Genomic DNA, 21485 nt, shown 5'->3' on the forward strand with positions numbered 1-21485 from the left:
CGTTAAATTAAAAATCTTCCACAATGGCACAGCCGATGCACAAGAGGGGCATACACGGTGCCAGAGACGCCTTGTCCCTGGTCAAAACAGCCGGAAGACGGCGGGAGAATGCGTTATGCCTCGCAAGATAGCCATTTACGGAAAGGGCGGCATCGGCAAGTCCACCACAACCCAGAACACGGCTGCGGCCATGGCCCATTTTCACGGGAAGAAGATTTTTATCCACGGCTGCGACCCCAAGGCCGACTCCACCCGCCTGATTCTGGGCGGCAAGCCGCAGGAATCGCTCATGGACACCCTGCGCGCCGTGGGTGCGGAAAAAGTGACTCTGGACAAGGTGGTCAAGAAGGGCTTTCACGACATCCTCTGCGTGGAATCTGGCGGCCCGGAACCGGGCGTGGGCTGTGCTGGCCGAGGCGTTATCACGGCCATTGACCTGATGGAAAATCAGGGCGCGTACACTGATGATCTTGATTTCGTTTTCTTTGACGTGCTCGGCGACGTGGTGTGCGGCGGTTTCGCCATGCCCATCCGCGACGGCAAGGCGCAGGAAGTCTACATCGTGGCCTCTGGTGAAATGATGGCCATCTACGCCGCCAACAACATCTGCAAGGGCCTGCTCAAGTACGCCAAGCAGAGCGGCGTGCGCCTTGGCGGCATCATTTGCAACAGCCGTAACGTAGACCGCGAAAAGGAATTTCTTGAAGAATTCACCGCCTCTATCGGCACGCAGATGATCCACTTTGTGCCCCGCGACAACATCGTGCAGAAGGCCGAATTTAACAAAAAAACCGTGACCGAATATGACGACAGCCAGAATCAGGCCAAGGAATACAGCGAACTGGCAGAAAAGATCATCAACAACCAGAACTTCGTTATTCCCCAGCCGCTGTCGATGGATCAGTTGGAGGCGATGGTCGTGAAGTACGGCATTGCCGACTAGGCCGCGCGGGCATTCGCGCCTTTTCGTTCCCTGCTGCGTCTGGCTCGCCTTTTATTCCGGTCGAGTACCGTAGCGTTGCTGTCTTTATCCGTAGCTTCCGTTGTCGCAACGGCTAAAGCGAGAGTACACTCCCTGCATAAAAGGCTTGCCATCCTTGCAGGAAAACAAAAATGCATCGAATGCCCAACGCGGCCTGAAGCCTGAAACGGACATTTTTCTTGCCAGTGAACAAATGACGCTTTTGGCAACGCAAGCGCGCATGAAAAAATTTGAGCGGAAATGACAGCATCAACAACTCCAAAGGAGCCGCCAATGAAAATGGTACGAGCCATCGTTCGTCCAGAGAGCACCGAAAATGTGGTGGAAGGGCTTGCCGCATCGGGTTTTGTGGCCCTGACAAAAATTCAGGCCTTTGGGCGTGGCAAACAGAAAGGACTGGACAGCGGCAGCGTTCACTACGACGAGCTGCCCAAAAATCTGCTCATGATGGTGGTGGAGGACGAGCACGTGGATCAGGTGCTGCAACTTGTGCAGAGCTATGCCAACACGGGCAATTTTGGCGATGGCAAGGTTTTTGTGTCATCGGTGGAGCGGGTGCTGACCATCCGCACCGGGCAGGAAGGCATCTAGCGCAACAGCAATTGCTTTTGCCCGCCGCCAAGGCGCTTTTATACAGCATTGAGGCAATACAGTTCAGGAGCTCGCCATGAAGGAGATTATCGCCATTATCCGTCCCAACAAGGTGACGGCCACAAAAAAAGCCCTGGATCGCATGGGCTTCCCGGGCATGAGCGTCATCCCCGTATTCGGGCGGGGCAAGCAGAAGGGCATAGCCGAAGAGGTTTCAGTGGAGATAAGCCCCATCGTGCGCGGCATGGGGAGCTACAAAGGCATGATGTACGTCCCCAAGCGGCTGCTCTCCATTGTGGTTCCCGCCAACATGCTGGACAGGGTCGTGAACACCATCATCAAGATCAACCAGACGGGCGGCATCGGCGATGGCAAGATCATTGTGTGCCCGGTTGAACAGGCCCTGCGGGTGCGTACCGGCGAAATGGGCACGGCGGCCATACTCTAGAGCATGTACACATGAAATGCTCGCTTACGGCAGGCAAAGCTTGCCTGCGCGCATTTCGCGGCAAGGATTTTCAGAAAAATCCGCGCAGAGCAGTTACCTCATTTCATTCGCAAACGGCTCTAGGCCGCGTAAAGGATACTGATATGCCATACCATCTTTTCAAATGCAGCGAATGCATCCCCGAGCGGGAAAAGCACGCAGTGGTCAAGGGCGAAAGTGATGACCTCTCCACCTGCCTGCCGCTTGGCTACCTGAACACCATCCCCGGCAGTATTTCCGAGCGTGGCTGCGCTTTTTGCGGGGCCAAGCACGTGATCGGCACGCCCATGAAGGACGTGATCCACCTGAGCCACGGCCCCGTAGGCTGTACCTACGATACATGGCAGACCAAGCGTTATATCAGCGACGACGGCAACTTTCAGCTCAAGTACACCTTCGCCTCGGACATGAAGGAAAAGCACGTGGTCTTTGGCGCTGAAGACCAGTTACGCAACAGCATCAAGGAGGCCTTCAAGGCTTTTCCGCACATCAAGCGCATGACCATCTATCAGACCTGCGCCTCGGCCCTCATCGGCGATGACATCAACGCCCTGGCACAGGAGATCATGGAAGAAATGCCCGAAGTGGACATTTTTGTGTGCAACTCGCCCGGTTTTGCCGGGCCCAGCCAGTCCGGCGGGCACCACAAGATCAACATCGCCTGGATCAATCAGAAGGTGGGCACGATCGAGCCTGAAATCAAAAGCCGCTACGTCATCAACTACGTGGGTGACTACAATATTCAGGGCGATGTGGAAATCATGTGCGACTACTTTCGCCGCATGGGCATTCAGGTTCTTTCGGTCTTTACCGGCAACGGCAAGTACGACGATCTGCGCGCCATGCACAAGGCCCAGCTCAACGTGCTGGAATGCGCCCGCTCGGCGGAATACATCTGCAACGAGCTGCGTGTGCGCTACGGCACGCCGCGCCTCGACATTGACGGTTTCGGCCACGAGATGGTGAGCGAATCCCTGCTCAAGATAGGCCTGTTTTTTGGGCTGGAAAAGGAAGCCCAAGCCATCATTGACGAAGAAACCGCCCGCTGGCGGCCCGAGCTTGACTGGTACGCCAAACGCCTCAAGGGCGTGAAGGTCTGCCTGTGGCCCGGCGGCTCCAAGCTGTGGCACTGGGCGCACATTATTGAAAAGGAAATGGGCCTGGACGTTGTTTCCATCTACTCCAAGTTCGGCCATCAGGGCGACTTTGAAAAGGGCATTGCCCGCGCCAAGGTGGGCACCCTTGCCATTGACGACCCCAACGAGCTTGAAGGCCTGGAGGCCATGGAAGACTGGAAGGCCGACATCATTTTTACCGGCAAGCGACCCGGCGAAGTGGCAAAAAAGGTGCTGGTGCCTTACCTCAACGCCCACGCCTATCACAACGGCCCCTGGAAGGGATTTGAAGGCTGGGTGCGCTTTGCCCGCGATATTTACAATGCGGTGTACTCGCCCATCCACCAGTTGGCAAAAATCGACATCACCAAGGACGAGTATCCGCTGGATCAGGGTTTCATGACACAGGAAATGGTCTGCGGACGCGACATCAAGGACGAATCTGGCGAGCGGGAATATTCCGGCGGCTACGACTGCGTGACCCACCTGCGCAGCAAGGAATATCCGCCCTATCCCGAACCGCTTTTGCAGGCAGTGTAAGCCCCAGCCCACCAGACCCACCACTGCGGAGGAACAGCATGAGTGCCGGAACCCTTAGCGAAAATGTAGAAGTCGTCATCGACTATATCATGAAAAAGTGCCTCTGGCAGTTCCACTCCCGCGCATGGGACAGGGAACGGCAGAACGAGGGCATCATGACCCAGACCATGCAGATACTGTGCGGTGAGGAACCGGATATCGAATCGCCGGAAAACCGCTGCTACTGGGTGGACGCCGTCATGATGGCCCGTGGCCTCACGAGCGAGAATCCCTGGATCGTTAGCATGGGCAAGGACGACATACGCGAGCTTATGGCTGCAGCCAAAACCCGGCTGGATTTTCTGACCATCCACGGTTCGCTGAATCTGGAGCTGACGGATCCCAAGTATTAGGTTCGTCGTGCCCGTGTCCGGCAGGTCTCTTCTGCCATCGGACACGGGCAAAACAGGGTGATGCCTTGGATACATGCGGCCTGGCCTGAAAGGCATGTTCCTGTCAGGAGCCGAAGACTGCTTTTCACAACAGCCAAGCGCCGGGGTAGCCCGGCCTCACATAAGGAACTGCCATGTCATGCGAAATTATGGAAAAGGAAAGGGCAGGGGTCATCAATCCCATATTTACCTGTCAGCCCTGCGGCGCGCAGTACGCGAGCATTGGCATCAAGGACTGCATCGCCATTGTTCATGGCGGCCAGGGCTGCGTCATGTTTGTGCGCCTGCTGTTTTCCCAGCACTTCAAGGATAATTTTGAAATCGCTTCGTCCTCGGTGCACGAAGACGGCGCGGTATTTGGCGCAACCAACCGCGTGGAAGAAGCCGTGGACGTGCTGCTGATGCGCTACCCAGAAGTGAAGGTGGTACCCATCATTTCCACCTGCTCCACCGAGGTTATCGGCGATGATATCGATGGCGTGGTGACCAAGCTCAACAACGGCCTGCTCAAGGAAAAGTACGCAGGCCGCGAGGTGCACCTTATCGCCATCCATACGCCCAGCTTTGTGGGCAGCATGATCAGTGGCTATGATGTGGCCGTGCGCGACATCATCACCCACTTTGCGGAAAAGGGCGAACCCAACGGCAAACTCAACCTAGTTACTGGTTGGGTAAACCCCGGCGACGTCAAGGAACTCAAGCACCTGCTCAAGCTTATGGACGTGGACGCCAGCGTGCTGTTTGAGATTGAGAGTTTTGATTCGCCGCTGTTGCCGGACGGCACGGGAAAGTCGCACGGCAGCACTACCATTGCCGACCTCAAGGACACCGCCAATGCGCTGGGCACCATTGCCCTCAACAGGTACGAGGGCGGCAAGGCTGCGGAATATCTGCACAAGGAATTTGATATTCCCACGGTCATCGGCCCTTCGCCCATTGGCATCCGCAATACGGATATTTTCCTCAAGCAGGTTTCGCAGCTCACGGGCAAGCCCCTCACCAAGGAGCTGGTGCACGAGCGCGGCATTGCCCTGGATGCCATTACCGATGTGGCCCACATGTTTCTGGCTGACAAGAAGGTGGCTATCTACGGCAACCCCGATCTGGTCATCGGTCTGGCGCAGTTCTGCATTGACCTTGAAATGAAGCCTCAACTCCTGCTGCTGGGGGACGACAACCCCCGTTATGCGGATGATCCGCGCCTCAAGGAAATGGTGGAAAATGTCAGCTGGAAGATGGAAGTGGTCACCAACGCCGATCTGTGGGATCTGGATGGCCGTCTGAAGCGCAAGGAAATAGAGCTGGATCTGATTCTCGGGCACTCCAAGGGGCGCTGGGCCGCCATGGACAACAATATCCCCATGCTGCGAGTGGGCTTTCCCACCTACGACCGCGCGGGCCTGTACCGCTACCCGGTCATGGGTTACGCCGGGGCCATGTGGCTGGCCGAGAACATGGCAAACACCCTGTTCACCGACATGGAATACAAAAAGAACAAGGAATGGATTCTCAACGTCTGGTAGCGGGCTGCGCGTCAGAATCTCTGGCAAGTTGTTCCCGGTGGCGTCAGGCAGGCTTTTCAGCACCTGTGAAAAGCCGCCTTGATCGCCGGAAACAAAAATCGCAGCAGGCCGCCAGTGCCGTAAATGAAGGCAACGAGCCTCTGCTTATTTATAAAAGGCATGCGTCATGGATATCACCACGGGCTTTGAACACTATGGGCGCAAGGACAGGCAGTATTATTTCGCCTACGGTTCCAACATGAATCCGAAGCAGATGGCGGAGCGCTGCTTTGCCGCCCAAGTGGTATGCGCGGCCTGTCTGCCGGGGTACAGGCTGGCATTTTATGGTTGCAACCGCGTGTGGGACGGCGGGCAGGAAACCGTGGTGCAGGTAACGGAACCGGGCAGTGGGCCAGACAATATGCCGGGCGTGTGGGGCGTGTTGTACGAACTGCCGTTCGGCGATGCCGCAAGCCTTGATCTGTGGTCTAGCGTGCGGCTGGACGGCGGCGGGGCGTACTTTCATTATCCTGTCCAGGTGGTGGATGTGGCAGGCCGCGCGCATACGGCCGTGTTGTACAAAAAAGATGTGCTTGGGCAAGCCGTGGCGCCAAGCAGCGAGTATCTGGCTCACATTCTTGCTGGTGCAAGGGCCAATGGTCTGCCTGGCCCATATGTGAATCATCTTGAAAAGTTGCAGAGCGTACCCGCACGTTATCCTGTACCCAAACGGGATATGCTGAGGGGCGTACTGCGCGAGTCTACCTGCGCAGAGTGCGCCGGGTAGGGCCGGGTGGTCCGGTTTCTGTCCGGCGCGCCCTCACACCTGGTGCACCGCAAGGTCTTGTGCCTGTGGCATGACGTAAATGTGGCTGAAAGATAAAAAGACGTTAAGGAATATATAGAAATTGCATGCTGTTTTTACTTTGAAATAACTCAGACCTGACGTAAAAGGTTTTTTCTGGGAGCATATCCGCAAAAAAGTGCTTTCCGGAATGCCCGGTTTTTATGGTCAGATATTTTGCCCATAAAGGCGGCGGGTATGCAGGAATTTGCACTCGCACGACGCTCTCTGTATCCGTTTACCCTGGAGGAACCATGCAGCTACGTATGAAAGAACACCCGCTGACCACTGAACAGATGGATTCCCTGCTGGATGCTGCTCAGGTCGGGCACCTTGCCACACTGGGTGAAAATGGTTTCCCTTACGTAACCCCTGTGCACTTTGTACGCATGAACGGGCGCATTTACTTTCATGGTCTGGCGGCAGGGCAGAAGCTGAAAAATCTGCGCGCCGATTCCAGGGTTTGTTTTGAAGTTGAAGGCCAGCATTCGTTTATCCAGGCCGATACCCCCTGCGACACCAATACCGCCTACCAGAGCGTGATTATTACGGGCAATGCCTCCGTGGTTGAAGACCGCGACGTAAAGATCGCCGCCCTCGATGCCGTTGTTGCCAAGCACACTCCCCAGCATGTGGGCACGGCCTATCCTGAAAACATGCTCAAGATGACGGCGGTAGTTGAAATCACCATTCATGAAATCACCGGGAAATACTATGCGTGATCCGGCGCGTGGGGTAGATTGGAATCAGGGATTTTTGCCCGGCGCGTAGCCGGGCTGTCCCTGCCGGCGCAGCCGGTGCAGACTCTGAACAATGGTCTGGTTCACCATGAATTCCCCAGCCGTAGACCTGTTGCACGAATGCGAGACCGAACCCTGCCGTGGCAGGATTATCGCGCTTTTGCTCCACGTGGGCAGATTGCTTTCTGAACAAAACGATATCGTGGCCGCGTTGGACAGTCAGCTGGACTACATGCGCCGCGAGATGGGCATGGCGCGGGGCATGATAAGCCTGCTGCACCGTGAATCCGGCCACGTATTCGTTTATCGCAGCATGGGCATGACCCCCTCGGAGCAGGACAGGGGCGTATACCACGTGGGCGAGGGCATAACCGGCAAGGTGGTGGAAAGCGCCGAGCCTATAATCGTGCGCAACATAGGCAGCGAACCTGCTTTTCTGAACCGCACGGGCAGCCTCGCTCTTGAGCGCGACAAGGATATGTCCTTCATCTGCGTACCCATCCGGCATGGGCGCAAGGTGCTGGGTGCCATCAGCGCCAGCCGCCTGTACCGCACGGAGTCAGCCCTTCAGCAGCATGTGAATGTGCTCAGCGTCATGGCCCAGATGCTGGCCCATGCGGTGGAGCTGTATCTTGTTGAAAATGTTGACAAGGTCGAGTGGGAAAAACGCACCCGCCTGCTGCTCAGCGATCTGAAGGAGCGATTCCATCCCTCAAACATGATTGGCATTTCGCGCCCCATGCAGGATGTGTACGAGCTGATCCGCAAGGTTTCCTCCACGCGCACCACAGTGTTGCTGTTGGGCGAAAGCGGCGTGGGCAAGGAAATGGTCGCCAATGCGCTGCATTACGGAGGGCTTGCGCCGGGCGGGCCGTTCGTCAAGTGCAACTGCGCGGCCCTGCCCGAAAGTATTGTGGAAAGCGAACTGTTTGGCCATGAAAAAGGGGCGTTCACCGGCGCTGTTTTTCGCAAGGGACGATTTGAAGAGGCCGATGGCGGCACTATTTTTCTGGACGAGGTGGGTGAGCTGCCCCTTGGAGTACAGGCCAAATTGTTGCGCCTGTTGCAGGAGCGCTGCTTTGAGCGCGTGGGCGGCAACCGCAGCATTGCCGTAAATATACGCATAGTCGCGGCCACCAACAGGGATCTTGCCGAAATGGTAGCGGCGGGGACGTTCAGGGAAGACCTGTTCTACAGGCTCAACGTGTTTCCCATCATGATTCCGCCACTACGCGAGCGGGGCGATGACGTGGTGGCGCTGGCCGAACACTTTGCGGCCCACTATGCCAGAGAGACGGAAAAAAGCCTGACGGGCATTTCACCCGCAGCCCTGAATCTGCTTATGCGGCACACCTGGCCGGGCAACGTGCGCGAGCTTGAAAATGTTATCCATCGGGCGGTGATTCTGGCGGAGGGCAGTTTGCTGCACGTCTATGATCTGCCGCTTGCCCTGCAACAGACAGAAACCCCGCAAGCAGCGCAACCAGCAGGTCTGGAGGCCCGGCTGGCCTCCATAGAATACGATATGCTGGTGGAAACCTTGCGCCGTTGTCGGGGCAACACCAGCAAGGCCGCAGAAAACCTTGGCCTGACGCGCCGCAGTATGGGGCTGCGCATGAAGAAATTCAACCTGACGTACAGGCAGTTTCGTTCTGATGGCTAGGCAGCTTCCTCAAAGCTCTTGCGGGGGCCATGTATTCCCTTACAGCTCGCCTACAGCTTTTTGGCGATGATGTAGCGGGGTCTGTGGCGCACTTCGGTAAATATTTTGGCAAGATATTCACCAACCAGTGCCATGCAGAACAGCTGCACGGAGCCCAGCAGCAAGACTACGATAATCAGTGATGTCCAGCCCTGAATAGTCTCGCCCATGGCGTATTTGAGCAGGGAAACGCCGCTGAAGGCCAGCGCCGCCAGCATGCAGACCATGCTCATAAGGCCTGCAATGCGCAGAGGCGCAACGCTGCATGCCGTAATGCCCTTCCAGGCAAAAGACACCATCTTCCAGAAAGGATACTTGCTTTCACCGGCAATGCGGCATTGGCGCACGTAGAAGACCTGTGCGCTCTTAAAACCCAGGGCCGGAAAAATCCCGCGCAGAAAAAGGGAATGCTCGTGAATTTGATCCAGCGCTTCCAGCACGGGGCGGGCCACAAGGCGGTAGTCTGCATGGTCGGGGATCAACGGCACCTTGAGCCAGCGCATGAATCCGTAAAACATATGCGCGGTACGCCGCTTGAAAGGCGTATCAGTACTGCGGTCGTTGCGCACGCCGTAGACAATGTCGTTGCCTTCCATGTACTTGGCGATCATGTCGGGAATGGCGGCGATGTCGTCCTGCAAATCGGCATCAAGGCTGATTATACAGTCCACGCCCATATCGCGCGCCGTGACCATGCCTGCCCATACGGCGTTTTGGTGGCCTGCATTGGCGGCAAAGCTTGCGCCCCGGCAAAAGGGGTCGATCAAGTGCCGTTCTTCAAGCAGCTCCCATGTGCGGTCACGGCTGCCATCGTTCACATAGAGGGCAAAACTCTCCGCATGCACACGGCCCTGTTTTTTGAGGTCTGCCAACAGGCCGGCCAGGGCATCAAGGGTGCGGGGCAGGGTTTCCTCTTCATTATAGCAGGGTACAACCAGTGCCAACAATGGGACGGTGCGGGACAATGCTTATTCCTCCATGCGGAGAGTAGCTTGGGTGCGATCAGTTTTATTAATGGGACGCACTTGCTCTGCGCCACACAAGGGGCGCGTCTGGCTGTTCTACAGCGATATAGGCGATGTCGTCCACAGATTTGATGCCGGGAATAAACACCGCGGCCTTGCCATCGTCCGTAACCATGGCAGAGGCGGGAAAATACCGCAGAGCAGCTGTTCTGGCTGAAATAAGTCCTTCGTCAGGGCTCTCAAACAAGGCCCTTGCGGCCTGTTGCAAGAGGCTTACAGTGGTGGCGGTGCGTCTCCTGGCTGCCACATGGACTTTGCCCTGAGGCAGGTTGTCAAAAAATGCAATGTTGCATGCCACGAACGCTCGGGCATCGGGCGCTTCAAATACGCGCAACGTATGCGACTCGTTCCAGGGTACAAGATCACGCCAATCCGTTGAAAAAAGGTTTACCTCGCGGATGTCGTAGCCGGGAAAGAAATACTTGTCTGTTCCCGGGTAGTCCAGGCTGCGCAAGTTGTTACTGTTGCGCGCGGCAATAAACGGCTGCGCCATGAGAAAAACGCGGGCCTCAAGCAGTACGCTTGAGAGCAGCAGGGCGCAGAAAATGGTAAGTAGCGCCTTGGCCCTGATGCTGGAGGGGTTCAGAGCCGCAAGCAGTGAAAAAGGGCAGAGCGCAGTGAAAAAAAAGGTGGCGCTCATGGCCCGGTAGGGTGTTGAGGGGCTGGCGGCAAAGGCTGCCAGGCTGGCCTGGGCCATGAGAAAGAAAATTACTGACGGGACCCACACGGCAGGCTTTAAAAGTCCCCGGCGGTGCAACAGCCATGCAAACACCATGGCTGAAAGAAAATAGGGCAGCATTTCAAGTTGTTGCGTGCCAAAAAATTCCAAAAAGTGCAGAAAAGCAGGCTGGGACAGCAGCGGGATTTTTTCCGCTCCGCCAACGGCTGCGAGGCGCACGGCATTGCCCGGTGCGGCCATCATCATGCCCCAGCCAAAGGCTGCCCCAGTAATGCCCGAGAGTGCCCACGCTGGCGCGCTGCGGGATGTGCGCCAGCGAAACAGCGTCACGCCCAGAGATGCAAGCAGAACCAGCATTCCGACATTCTCGTTGCTCCAGCCAGCAAAAACACCCACAAGCGCATAAAGCAGGCCGCCCGGCATACGGAAGTCTGCTTTGTCGGCCCAGATGCGGTACGGCACCAAAAAAAGAACACCCCACATGAGGCTGTAGCCGTAATCGCCCGTACCAGTGCGCCAGAAAAAAACGGTTCCAAAAGCAGGTAGGGCAATCCACACAAGCCCGGCCATGACAGCGATGTGCCAGGCGCTCAGGCGTTCACGCCACTGCGCGCCCAAGGCCAGCAGGGAGCCACTTGTAACAAGCAGCAGAAATGCGATGGAAGTGAGCAAGGGGTGCAGCCAGACCGGGCCGCGCAGAAGTATGCGCGATGTGAAATGCCCGATAAATTTTCCACTCCATTCAAAGTATTCCTGTACCTGCATATCCCACATGCCCGTGCAGCCAGGAAAGATACTGGAGAAAGAATAATCATCGCTGACCCAAGGAGACATGGCGCAAAACCATGACATGATGCCCACGATGAGCAGACTTGTGAAAATAAAGCGATTGCGACGTAAACGAGCGGATTTTTGAGCAGCCTGCGCGGCGGAATTTAATTCAGTGTGTTGCATTTCGTAAGAGTCCTGGCTCATGCTGTCAGGGAAAAGGGCTGAAAGCCCGAGATGCGTTTTCGTAACAGGTATCTATTAGTAAATATATTTCAATGTCAATGTGTTTATCTGCAGCACCAGGGAAGGGCTGTTGTTCTAATGTTTTTACAGGTATTGTCGTTAAGAAGCAATACTGGTAGAAATTACTATGAAAATGCCTCTCAGCCTTCAGCCCCGTCCCCTGTAGCGAACCCCGGTCACCTCTGTATTTCGGAGTTTACCATGCGCCAGATCAGCATCAGTACTATCTGCACCTTGTCCATCACGGCAGCGGTTGTTGGCATCATTGCGGTGCTTGTTCTCTACGTGTCCACTTCGTCATACCGTATGGTAGCCGGTGTGCAAACCGAGGCTCTGGACCAAACCAGCAAAATTGTGGCGCGCTCGGCAGAAATGTACATTCAGCAATCTGTAGATGTCGCCACCATTCTTGCCCGCCAGGATGTGGTGATCAAGGCTTTTGAAGGGCAACCGCAAGAAGCCCAGACTCTCTTGAGCGGGTATGTCAAATCCCTGCCGGGTTACTGGTCTTTTTTTGCCTTTGACCTCAAAGGACGTATTGTTGCCGGGATAAATGCCGACAATGTTGACATTACCGGCGGCAACAGGGCTGATCGGGATTATGCCCGCCAGATATTCAGCGGCAAGGATGTCGCCCTGAGCGAAAGCGTCATGAAAGCCACCTCGGGCGATGTGTTGATCTACGTGGCGGCCAAAGCTGTGCGCGGCAAGGACGGCGCGTTGCTCGGCGCCGTGGCCGTGTGCCCCCGCTGGACGGACTTTACGGAAAAAACCATTGATCCCATCCGGCTGGGACGGCGTGGATACGGCTTTACCATCGACCAGAGTGGCCGTTTTATATCCCACAGCTTGGACAAAAAACTGCTGCTTCAGGATTATTCCAAAGAAAAGTTTATTCAGGATGCGCTTGCCAAAGGCAGCGGAACCTTCAGCTATGTTTGGAAAGGCGAAGACAAGTTCATGTCTGTGGCCACAGTTCCGGCTACGGGGTGGCTTGTGTGCATGAGCGCCTATGATACAGAACTCACCGCTCCAGCTGCAGACCAACGGTGGGTGCTGTATATAATTGGCTTGGGTGCGGCTATTCTGCTGAACATAGTTCTGGGTGTTATTAGCAAAAAATTGGTATTTGGCCCCCTGCAGCGCATATCTGACTTCACCGAGGCCGTTGCCCAAGGGGATTTTAAGGCTACGCTTTCTGGCAAGTACCGTGCAGAGATGCGGCGCTTTGCCGAACATTTGTGCGTGATGGTGGACGAGCTGAAAAAACGCCTTGGTTTTGCCCAGGGGGTGCTCAACGGCATACCCACGCCATGCTACATCGTGGGCAGCGATTTCAAGATAACCTGGCTGAATGAGCAGGCGTGCAGCTTGCTGGATAAGCCGGACCCCAAGGATACATATCTGGGTCAGCGTTCTGGCCTTTTCTCAAGGGGGGATGCCAACCATGAAACGCTGTCTGACCGGGCCATCAAGGAGCGCAAGGCTCTGAGCCGTGAGTTCGACTATACGGCGCAGTCAGGAAAGCAATTGCGTGTTTCCGTGCAGACAACGCCATTTTATGATCTGGATGGCCGCATGCTGGGTTCCATTACATTCTGGACGGATCTGACGGAAATTTACGGTCAGAAAACGCGCATTGAATCGCAGAACGCGGCCATTGCCCAGACTGCCGTTGAGGTTTCGCAAGTGGCGGAAAATATCGCCACAGCCTCGCAGCAGCTTTCGCAGCAGATTGCGCATTCAAGCGAGGGCGCGCGCGAGCAGAGTGGCCGCGTGAGCGACACTGCCAATGCCGTGGAAGAGATGAACGCCACGATTCTTGAGGTTGCCAGAAGCGCCTCTGCCACATCGGAAAATGCCGAAAAGGCCAAGCTTAAGGCGCAGGACGGCGCCCGGCTGGTGGAGGAAGTCAGCGCCGCAGTACTGAGCATCCGGAATGAAGCCGGGCAGATGACCGACAGCATGCGCAGCCTGGGCGAACAGGCGCAGGGCATAGGGGCCATCATGGGCGTTATTTCGGATATCGCAGACCAAACCAACCTTCTGGCGCTCAATGCCGCCATTGAGGCAGCGCGCGCTGGCGAAGCCGGGCGCGGCTTTGCCGTGGTGGCGGACGAAGTGCGCAAACTGGCGGAAAAAACCGCCCACGCCACCACCGAGGTGCGCACGGCAATTGGTGGCATACAAAGCGGTACCAATACCGCTGCCGCGCAGATGGATGCCGCCGTGGAGCGCGTAACCCTGGCCACAGGGCTAGCTCAACGTTCTGGTGAGGCCCTGGCCGAAATTGTGGGTATGGTTGAATCTGCTGGGGATCAGGTGCGTTCCATTGCCACCGCCGCTGAGCAGCAATCCGCTACGTCTGAAGAGATAAACCGTGCGGTCAGTTCCATCAGTGTTATCGCTTCTGAAACGGACAATGCCATGGCTCAGTCAACAGAGGCGGTCGAAGCTCTTGTGGTGCAGACTAAAAAACTTGAACAGCTTATAGCGACCTTACGCTCCAGTTAACGCCGGGTACCCTGTTTTTGCAAAAGCCCCTGCTGCCCCAAATTGTCGGGTAGCAGGGGCTTTTGTCTGTCTGGGCGAACTGCGGAAATGCTGACTAGGAATTTGTCTCCACCTTGCGCCAGCTTTGCAGTTCAATGATGTTGCCCTCAGGGTCGCGCGCGTACACAAAAACCGCTTCCATGTCGTTGGGGTAGGCGGCTGTAACAACCTCTCCAACCTGTCCACCACCTGCGGCAATGATCTCTGCCAGGGTTGTGTGCACGTCGTCCACTTCAAATGCAATGTGCGCAAAGCCGGGGCGATTGACCTCCGGCGGCAGGGTGTCGCGCAGGCTGTCGTATGAAAAAATTTCAAGCGTTGGATGGCTGTCGTCGTAGCCGGGCAGCAGCAGATGCTCGCCAGTAATGTGGGCCTTGGGCAAACCGGTGAGCCGGTCAAGCCACGGCCCTCGCAGGTCACGTATTTGTCCTATGCTCAAGCAATGCAGCGTCTGCTTGTAAAAGGCAATGAGCCTGACTGCATCCTTTGCAATGATATTTGTGTGCACATAACGGAACATGGCGTCTCCTGGTGCGGTATCTGGGAAATGGAAAGGCCGAAAGGCATAGTGGCACTATCTGCAGTGCAAGGCCTCGGCTCTGGATTCTTGGGGTGTCTGATGTGTATGCCATGCGAGCGGCGCTATCAATACCATGCTGCTGGCAATCCAGATTTTTCAAGCTGGAGGCTCTAGAAATCGGGGATGTAAAAGGCATGTAGTCGTGGTCTGGTAAGTGGCTATTGATTGTCAACATCCATAGATGCTGTGGTATTGATAGCATGAGTATCTGACTTGTGCATTGTCAAATGTGTGTTCAGTTTGTGGCAGTCTGAATATTCTATAAATATTATTTAGTTATATGTTACAATGATTGGACTCTTTTGGGTTTAATATCAAATGTCTTGCTATAAGTTATTTGGTTTAGTAAAAAAAGCTATCTTTGCTTTCCTCTAACGCAAGGGTGCCTGTCATGGAAGCTATTTCTCTGAAAGAATTGGCCGTTCCGATCATTAAATCCATCGATAGCTGCAATTACCTGTTAAAGTCGCACCATAGGCGTACAGCCGTCATTGCCTACCATATTGGCAAAAAAATGGATCTTGACTCTGATCAGCTCTTCAGACTGATCATTGCAGCTGCTGTCCACGACGTTGGAGCCTTGTCTGTTCAGGAACGTAATGCGCTCATTCAGGCTGACGTGCATAATCCAAGGCCGCACTGTGAAATGGGATACAGAATGCTGTCGTCATTCGGCCCGTTCAAGGACGTTGCCAGGATCATCAGGTATCATCATATCCACTATGATGCATCGCTGAATATGGATGAAGGCGAGGTGCTGCTGGACAGTCACATACTTCACCTTGCGGACCGGGTTGACGTGCTGATCAATCCAGATGTTTTTGTGCTCAAGCAAAAGGCCTCGGTCATAGAAAAAATCAGGGACAACGTTTCCACTACGTTTCATCCTGATGTTTTCGCGGCCTTTGTGCAGGCATCAGCCCCGGATATCTTCTGGATAGAAATCAATAATCTCGAGCTTGATCAGCTTTTCAGGCTGGTCGATTCGTCGATGAATTTTGATCTTACACTTGAAAATGTTCTCGATTTTGCCTTGACTATTTCGCGCATCATTGATTTTCGAAGCCATTTTACGGCCTCGCATTCCTACACGGTAGCCAATCTTGCTTGCGAACTCGGCAAGATATTTGGTTTTTCCCGCGAGCGTTGCCTGAAGCTGAAGATTAGCGGCTATCTGCACGACATAGGTAAAATCGGAATCGACCCCGGCCTTATTGAAAAGGGAGGCCCACTCACTGATGATGAATTTGATCAGGTCAAGCTGCATACGTATTATACGGGGCAAATACTGAGCAGCCTCAGCATTTCTGAGTGGTTTTCTGAAATTGTGCTCTGGGCCAAAAATCATCACGAGAAGGTCGATGGATCTGGGTATCCGTATTCCCTGCAAGATGAGAATCTGGATGTGGGTTCAAAAATACTGGCGTTTTCAGATGTGATTGCAGCATTGATGGAAGATCGTCCATATCGCAAAAGCCTGCCTATTGATACGGCCTTTGAGATAATCAGAAAAAGTATCTCTGCAAAGATATCTGATCAAATGTTTGATGCCATAGAAGGGTACAAGGATGAAATAAACGCTATTGTCTTGCAGTGCCAGCAGAACATCAGAAAACAATACAGGCCGGAAGCGGCCAGTTAGCTGGCAGAGTCAGTACATTGGCCGGGCTGCGCGGCTCTGCAGTGCTTGCAGGCTATTCAGCGTATTTTTTTACGATGGCGTGAGCCAGTTCTGCATATGCCCGGGCTTTAAGGACAGCCACTTGTTGCTGGTCTGAAGTTGCGCGTGTGTATCGCGCACTGGCAGATGTATCCTGAAGAGGTTTGGGTGAAAAAACTTCCCACTGACCCGTGGCAACATCAATGAGAGCCATTTTCAGGCGGATCCGCATCTCCTGCGATTCATCCGGAATCATGCCGCCAACTATGGGAACCCACGAAACCGCTTTTGTGCTCATATCTTTTTGCGCAGTTTCCAGAATTCCCCAATAAATCAGTATTGTTGGGCAATTGCCCTTTGCCGCAACCAAGCGCAATGCTGCTGCATGGCTGGCATCACCCTGGCCCGCAGGAATGCCGGAAAAGGGCACAATCCGGTAATGCGCTTCCAATGCCTGGATCATGCTGTCATCCGGCATGATGGCCCCTGACTGGATAAGCATGACAGAGGAGCCTTTGGGCAGGGAAAACTGTTGCCTGTTTTCCAGCGTGCGCTGGATTTCTTCCTGTGAGACCGAAGCGGTAGGATTGATCCCCAATACTTCGAATTCCGTCAACTCGCCTTTGTAAAGAGAATTGCCTGATTGCCGCAATCTGCCCGCCTCCGCCTGATACCCGGAATCCGAAATAGATCTGACGCCGCATCCTTGTATCGCAAGAACAGCAAGTAAAATTGAAATAGTCGCGGCATAACGTAGCGGTGTGTAAGTATTCATGAGGTGTCCCGGCAATAAGGGATAGTTAGGCGTTTTGACGGGCTTTAATTTGCCCAGCGCACGAATATTTGTAAAGTATGGTCCTGAAAAAATGGTTACGCATCGGTTCGCAAGTGGGTGGGGTGTTAGAAAGCAAAGCGATCTGCGCGCCATTTAGTTTTTTATTCCACAGGGATGAGGCAAGGGGCGAAAGTGAGGCTTACGTTGTAATAGAAAGGGCGGGTGTTTGGGCTGCGCAAACACCCTTGCTGTCGCAAAACGCCACCCCAATGGGCAAGGCAGCCTAGGAGTTGAATTCGTTCATCACGTCACGCACTGCGAGCAGATACGCAAAACCGTCTTTTTGATCCGGTTCCAGATGGCAACCCTCGCCCCATTCGTTCCAGGCGTTGATAAAAACATATTGCAGGTTTTCTGGCAGATACGCGCGGGTATGTTGCGCCATGGCGCGCAGGGCAGCGATGAATACATCCACTGAAGTGTGCTCAAAAGATAGCCCGTGCCTGCCGCGCCGGGGTGTGTTGTCCCAACCAGGGAAGGTGCAACGCAGCCGTGTATAATCGGGGGTTTCTTTCAGCAGCATGTCTTGCACGGTGGCAGCATAATCAAAACGGCGGGGTTCTTCTCCTGTAGTGGAGAGCATGTTCATGGGGTTCAGGTTTGGGGCAAATTCCACCATTACGTCAAATCCCAGATTGGCGGGATGCTGCCCCACGTGACATTCCACGCCAGCCAGACAAAGTCCCGTGTGTCCCATGGTCCACGCTTCTTCGCGCCATACCTCGCTGTACACTGACATCAGGGGATTACGCTCCGGTGCAAAGACCAGCAGCAAGGGCTTGCCGTCTATTCTGATATGGCGCGGATTGTCAAAATACTGTGCGAGGTCGCGGATAATCTTTCTGGCATTTTTCGGCGAATATTCTTGTGCGATGAACGGTTTTATCCTCTGGGGCTGGGTATTGTCGTACCAGCATTCGTGCGCCCAGCAGAGGCAAAATTCGTTCCGTATCAGGTGGCTTTTGTTGATGATGTGCAGCGGTGCATCCAAAAGTGTGCGCCCAGCCATGTTGTAGTAATAGTAGCAGAATGACGTAACGTTGTTATCCCAGGCGATGTGATGCTGCTTTGTCAGGATCTTTTCATCAGTAAGATCATAGTAGCCCAAAATATCGTGCGGAATATGCGGCTGGGCATGCCCTTCATACAGGGGAACGGCCCCTCGGACGTTGCACCATTCCGTAAAATTTTTGCCGTAGATGTCATTTTCTGGAATGACATGAAATTGCGGCAAATAGAACGCGATAGCTTTCATCATATTTTGCCATAGCTGTTCATTGAATATCAACAAAACCCGCCCATATTGTCTGAAGAACAAACGATACGGGAGGAGGCCGGTTGCTGACTATAACGGTGAATTCTTTTTACAGAAACATGAAGAAGCCTGAAAGTCACTATGAGAAAGTGTGCCGAGGCGCACAAGGGGCTGGCAGTCGTTGAGAAGAACTCCACACAGGCAAGCTTGCCCTAATACCGCGCTGGGCAAGCCCGCATGCGTGCTTGGCTGGCGATTCTGTCAGCTCGCCTGGCTCCCATTCGTCCGACCTCATTCGGTTAGAGGTGCTCCATATCATGTGCGTCACATATGCACGTCATATAATGCTGTTTACAATCAGTCGGCCCTGTGTTGATGTAAGCACGCCAAAGTGGGTGATCCCTCAACTGCGAGTGCCAGCAAGATGACTGATTTTATTGATATAAAAACATTAGTTGTTTGCTATGGTTTGTGCTGTTGTACCCAGCTTGTCGCCTTTATACTCCAGTATCGGATCAACAAAGGCGGGCAGGGGGTTCAGTGGTGGATAGCGGGCAGCGTGCTGATGGTTTTTGGATTTTTCATGAATTCGTTCAGAGAAGTCGACTTAGTCGCCAGCATTGCAATCTTTATTTATACCGCTTCGTTTTTGCTTTGCTTTTTGTGCATATATATTGGCCTTGCCGAATTTGTGGAAAATAAAAATTTGCTGCGGCCTGTGCTGATTATTGTGATTGTGTCACTGATTGCGCTGAGCTATTTGGCATTTATTGAAGGCAGCATCTTTTTACGGCGAACACTCCTTTCTTTCTCCTGTTCCATTCTCTCGCTGTTTTCAGCTATTACAGTTGCTGGCGGCAACTGTAAGCATACGCTGCCTGCCAAATTTTTAAAGTATGTGTTTATTTTTAATACGCTGTGGCTTTTTATTTTCGCGGTTCTTCCCTGGTGGGGAGGGCCGGGAATGGCCTTGTTCACAAGCCCATCCCCTCTGGCTGCAACGTATTTTCTTCTTATGACCACCAGCACCTTTTGGACAATAGGGCTCATTATGCTGGTGAGCCAGAAGTTGTCCGACCAGTTGCGTTCTTCCAAGCAGTTTCTGGAGTCCACGCTCGACGGACTTTCCGCCAATATCGCCCTCATCAACGCCGAAGGTGAGATTGTGTTGGTCAATCAGGCCTGGCGCAACTTTGCTGTTGCAAATGGCATGTCGCAGGAGTTTGTTTCCGAAGGGGTAAATTATCTGCGTGTCTGCGAAGGCGTGTGTGTTGATAATGCTCTGGAAGCCAATTCATTTGCTCAGGGCATAAGGGATGTTCTTGAATGCAAGCTTGAAACGTTCTCCATGGAATATGGCTGCCATTCGCCAGAGCAAAAGCGCTGGTTTTTGGGCAGGGTCAACCCTTTTTGCGGAGACGGCCCGCGCATGGTTGTGGTGGCGCACGAAGACATTACGGAGCGAAAGCTTGCAGAGATCGCCCTTGCGGAATCCAACCGCAAGCTCGAACTCATGAGCAACGAGGATGGTCTGACAAAAATTTCCAACAGGCGGCATTTTGACGCCATGCTCGCTTATGAGCGAAATCGCCACATCCGTTCCGGGGCAAGGCTTTCGCTCATCATGTTGGACATAGATTTTTTCAAGAATTACAATGACACATACGGCCATGTGAAGGGTGATGAATGCCTTCAGACTGTTGCTCAGACCGTGGCGCAATGCCTTAACCGCCCCACAGATATGGCCGCGCGGTATGGTGGAGAGGAATTTGTCTGTCTGTTGCCCGAAACCGACATTCTTGGCGCGGTGAGTCTGGCCGAACGCATACGCAAGGCTGTCATGCAGTGCGGGATTCCCCATGCGGCGTCACAGGTAGCCAGGGTGGTGACGGTCAGTGTTGGGGTCGTGTCCTGCACCTGTCAGGAATCCACAACTCCAGAGCTGATTGTGCAACACGCGGATGAACAGCTCTATCTGGCAAAGCATGAAGGCCGTAACTGCGTTAAATTCCGGTCAGATGAGGACGGGATGTATGCCCAGATGCACAACGGAAACAGCTTGGGGCTGAAAGTGCTATGGAACAGCGAGTATGCTTCCGGCAATGCGGAGCTGGACGAGCAGCACATGGAGCTGGTTTCCATTGTGAACAGCCTGCTTGATCGTGTGCTCGCTGAGGGAGATCTTCTTGATCTCAATTCCCGGTTTAACGATGTGTATCATATTGTAGAAAAGCATTTTAATGACGAAGAAGCGGTGCTGCGCGGCAGTGGATACCCGGAGGTTGACGAGCATGTGGCCCGGCACAAAGAATTGCTGCAAAAGTGCTCGGGCCTGCTCAAACAGGATGCGGAAACTCCTGTGTCCCCCGTGCAAATGCTGCAATGCATAATACACGACCTCGTGCTGAACCACATGGTCAAGGAAGACGGAAAGTACTTTGCGTTTTTAAACGGCATTGAGGCTGCTGCAGAGCAGCGTGAGAGTAAGGGAAAATCTTAAAGAAAGGCTAAGTACGCGCAATGCCTCTGTGGTTATTTCTTCAAGTGTAGCCAGGTTGGGGGAATAAATTCTCTACTGTCTGTTCAGATGGGTGATGTCGGGAAAGCTATTATATGTCGCGCCGGGCTTGAACGATCCCACAGATCGGCAATTGTCAATATCCGGACGCTTCACTCGGTAGCGGGTACGCAACGAAAGGTTTTCTTCCTGGTAAATCCGTCCTGCCCGTTTGTGGTTCTGCACCAGCCCTTCCCGGCGCAATAATTCATGCGGGCCGAAGAACCGAAACTCCGCAGATCTTCTGTCGATTCCAGCATCCCCGCCGTAAAACAAGGTCACGGTCTTCAGATTGCAATCGCCTGGCAGAACAGCGGTTAAACTGAATCACTCAGTTCGCCCCGGCGCTCTGAGTAGCCATGATCCGTCTGAATGCGATACACGGCTTCCCTT

At 54.0% G+C, this 21485-nt stretch carries 21 protein-coding genes; 14 read left to right on the plus strand and 7 right to left on the minus strand.

Translation table 11 applies throughout. The features are described from left to right. Positions 1-115 precede the first annotated feature (115 nt). The 10 genes from nifH (at position 116) to JMF94_RS01930 (ending at position 8895) form a co-directional block, all read left to right on the plus strand. Positions 116-943, plus strand: a complete 828-nt coding sequence (gene nifH, locus JMF94_RS01890; RefSeq protein ID WP_240823510.1) for a nitrogenase iron protein — start codon at positions 116-118, stop codon at positions 941-943. Positions 944-1097: 154 nt separating this feature from the next. Next, positions 1098-1226: a hypothetical protein gene (locus JMF94_RS15040; RefSeq protein WP_276612805.1), complete on the plus strand. Its 129-nt coding sequence runs from the start codon at positions 1098-1100 to the stop codon at positions 1224-1226. Positions 1227-1255: 29 nt separating this feature from the next. After that, positions 1256-1573: a P-II family nitrogen regulator gene (locus JMF94_RS01895; protein ID WP_240823511.1), complete on the plus strand. Its 318-nt coding sequence runs from the start codon at positions 1256-1258 to the stop codon at positions 1571-1573. 76 nt (positions 1574-1649) lie between these two features. After that, the gene (locus JMF94_RS01900) at positions 1650-2021 is read left to right on the plus strand and encodes a P-II family nitrogen regulator (RefSeq protein WP_240823512.1); all 372 of its coding nucleotides are present in this window, start codon (positions 1650-1652) and stop codon (positions 2019-2021) included. 143 nt (positions 2022-2164) lie between these two features. Next, positions 2165-3715 carry a nitrogenase iron-iron protein, alpha chain gene (gene anfD, locus JMF94_RS01905; RefSeq protein WP_240823513.1) on the plus strand — a complete coding sequence of 517 codons (1551 nt, stop codon included), beginning with the start codon at positions 2165-2167 and terminating at the stop codon, positions 3713-3715. Positions 3716-3753: 38 nt separating this feature from the next. Continuing rightward, entirely contained in the window at positions 3754-4107 is a 354-nt protein-coding gene (gene anfG, locus JMF94_RS01910; RefSeq protein ID WP_240823514.1) for a Fe-only nitrogenase subunit delta, read from the plus strand. 173 nt (positions 4108-4280) lie between these two features. Further along, entirely contained in the window at positions 4281-5669 is a 1389-nt protein-coding gene (anfK, locus tag JMF94_RS01915; RefSeq protein WP_240823515.1) for a Fe-only nitrogenase subunit beta, read from the plus strand. A 166-nt stretch (positions 5670-5835) separates the two neighbouring features. After that, entirely contained in the window at positions 5836-6435 is a 600-nt protein-coding gene (locus JMF94_RS01920; RefSeq protein WP_240823516.1) for a gamma-glutamylcyclotransferase family protein, read from the plus strand. A 311-nt stretch (positions 6436-6746) separates the two neighbouring features. After that, entirely contained in the window at positions 6747-7214 is a 468-nt protein-coding gene (locus JMF94_RS01925) for a pyridoxamine 5'-phosphate oxidase family protein (protein WP_240823517.1), read from the plus strand. A 106-nt stretch (positions 7215-7320) separates the two neighbouring features. Beyond that, positions 7321-8895 carry a sigma 54-interacting transcriptional regulator gene (locus JMF94_RS01930; RefSeq protein ID WP_240823518.1) on the plus strand — a complete coding sequence of 525 codons (1575 nt, stop codon included), beginning with the start codon at positions 7321-7323 and terminating at the stop codon, positions 8893-8895. 50 nt (positions 8896-8945) lie between these two features. On the opposite strand, the gene JMF94_RS01935 is transcribed toward JMF94_RS01930, so the two are convergent. Further along, positions 8946-9899: a glycosyltransferase family 2 protein gene (locus JMF94_RS01935; RefSeq protein WP_240823519.1), complete on the minus strand. Its 954-nt coding sequence runs from the start codon at positions 9897-9899 to the stop codon at positions 8946-8948. 46 nt (positions 9900-9945) lie between these two features. Then, positions 9946-11613: a DUF6056 family protein gene (locus JMF94_RS01940; RefSeq protein ID WP_240823520.1), complete on the minus strand. Its 1668-nt coding sequence runs from the start codon at positions 11611-11613 to the stop codon at positions 9946-9948. Positions 11614-11853: 240 nt separating this feature from the next. Here JMF94_RS01940 and JMF94_RS01945 point away from each other — a divergent pair, with 240 nt between their 5' ends. Further along, positions 11854-14166 carry a methyl-accepting chemotaxis protein gene (locus JMF94_RS01945; RefSeq protein ID WP_240823521.1) on the plus strand — a complete coding sequence of 771 codons (2313 nt, stop codon included), beginning with the start codon at positions 11854-11856 and terminating at the stop codon, positions 14164-14166. Positions 14167-14260: 94 nt separating this feature from the next. Here the strand turns inward: JMF94_RS01945 and JMF94_RS01950 are convergent, their stop codons facing one another. Continuing rightward, positions 14261-14725, minus strand: coding sequence for a VOC family protein (locus JMF94_RS01950; RefSeq protein ID WP_240823522.1), 465 nt, complete (start codon positions 14723-14725; stop codon positions 14261-14263). A gap of 451 nt (positions 14726-15176) precedes the next feature. On the opposite strand from JMF94_RS01950, the gene JMF94_RS01955 reads away from it, so the two are divergent. After that, positions 15177-16427: an HD domain-containing phosphohydrolase gene (locus JMF94_RS01955; RefSeq protein ID WP_240823523.1), complete on the plus strand. Its 1251-nt coding sequence runs from the start codon at positions 15177-15179 to the stop codon at positions 16425-16427. 52 nt (positions 16428-16479) lie between these two features. On the opposite strand, the gene JMF94_RS01960 is transcribed toward JMF94_RS01955, so the two are convergent. Next, positions 16480-17220, minus strand: a complete 741-nt coding sequence (locus tag JMF94_RS01960) for a hypothetical protein (protein ID WP_240823524.1) — start codon at positions 17218-17220, stop codon at positions 16480-16482. A 77-nt stretch (positions 17221-17297) separates the two neighbouring features. On the opposite strand from JMF94_RS01960, the gene JMF94_RS01965 reads away from it, so the two are divergent. After that, positions 17298-17507 (plus strand): hypothetical protein, encoded by a 210-nt coding sequence (locus JMF94_RS01965; protein ID WP_240823525.1) that lies wholly within the window; start codon positions 17298-17300, stop codon positions 17505-17507. Here JMF94_RS01965 and JMF94_RS01970 read toward each other — a convergent pair. Next, positions 17504-18538, minus strand: a complete 1035-nt coding sequence (locus JMF94_RS01970) for a glycoside hydrolase family 99-like domain-containing protein (RefSeq protein WP_240823526.1) — start codon at positions 18536-18538, stop codon at positions 17504-17506. The two genes, JMF94_RS01965 and JMF94_RS01970, sit on opposite strands and share 4 nt — an antisense overlap. Before the next feature lie 753 nt (positions 18539-19291). Then, complete coding sequence (locus tag JMF94_RS01975) at positions 19292-19513, minus strand: hypothetical protein (protein ID WP_240823527.1); 222 nt, start codon at positions 19511-19513, stop codon at positions 19292-19294. Between the two features lie 37 nt (positions 19514-19550). Between JMF94_RS01975 and JMF94_RS01980 the strand changes: the two genes are divergently transcribed. Next, positions 19551-21035 carry a diguanylate cyclase gene (locus tag JMF94_RS01980; RefSeq protein WP_240823528.1) on the plus strand — a complete coding sequence of 495 codons (1485 nt, stop codon included), beginning with the start codon at positions 19551-19553 and terminating at the stop codon, positions 21033-21035. Positions 21036-21107: 72 nt separating this feature from the next. Here JMF94_RS01980 and JMF94_RS01985 read toward each other — a convergent pair whose 3' ends face one another. Continuing rightward, positions 21108-21374: a hypothetical protein gene (locus tag JMF94_RS01985; protein WP_240823680.1), complete on the minus strand. Its 267-nt coding sequence runs from the start codon at positions 21372-21374 to the stop codon at positions 21108-21110. Positions 21375-21485: the final 111 nt, after the last annotated feature.

The sequence above is a fragment of the Desulfovibrio sp. UIB00 genome, assembly GCF_022508225.1.
Lineage (GTDB): Bacteria > Desulfobacterota > Desulfovibrionia > Desulfovibrionales > Desulfovibrionaceae > Desulfovibrio.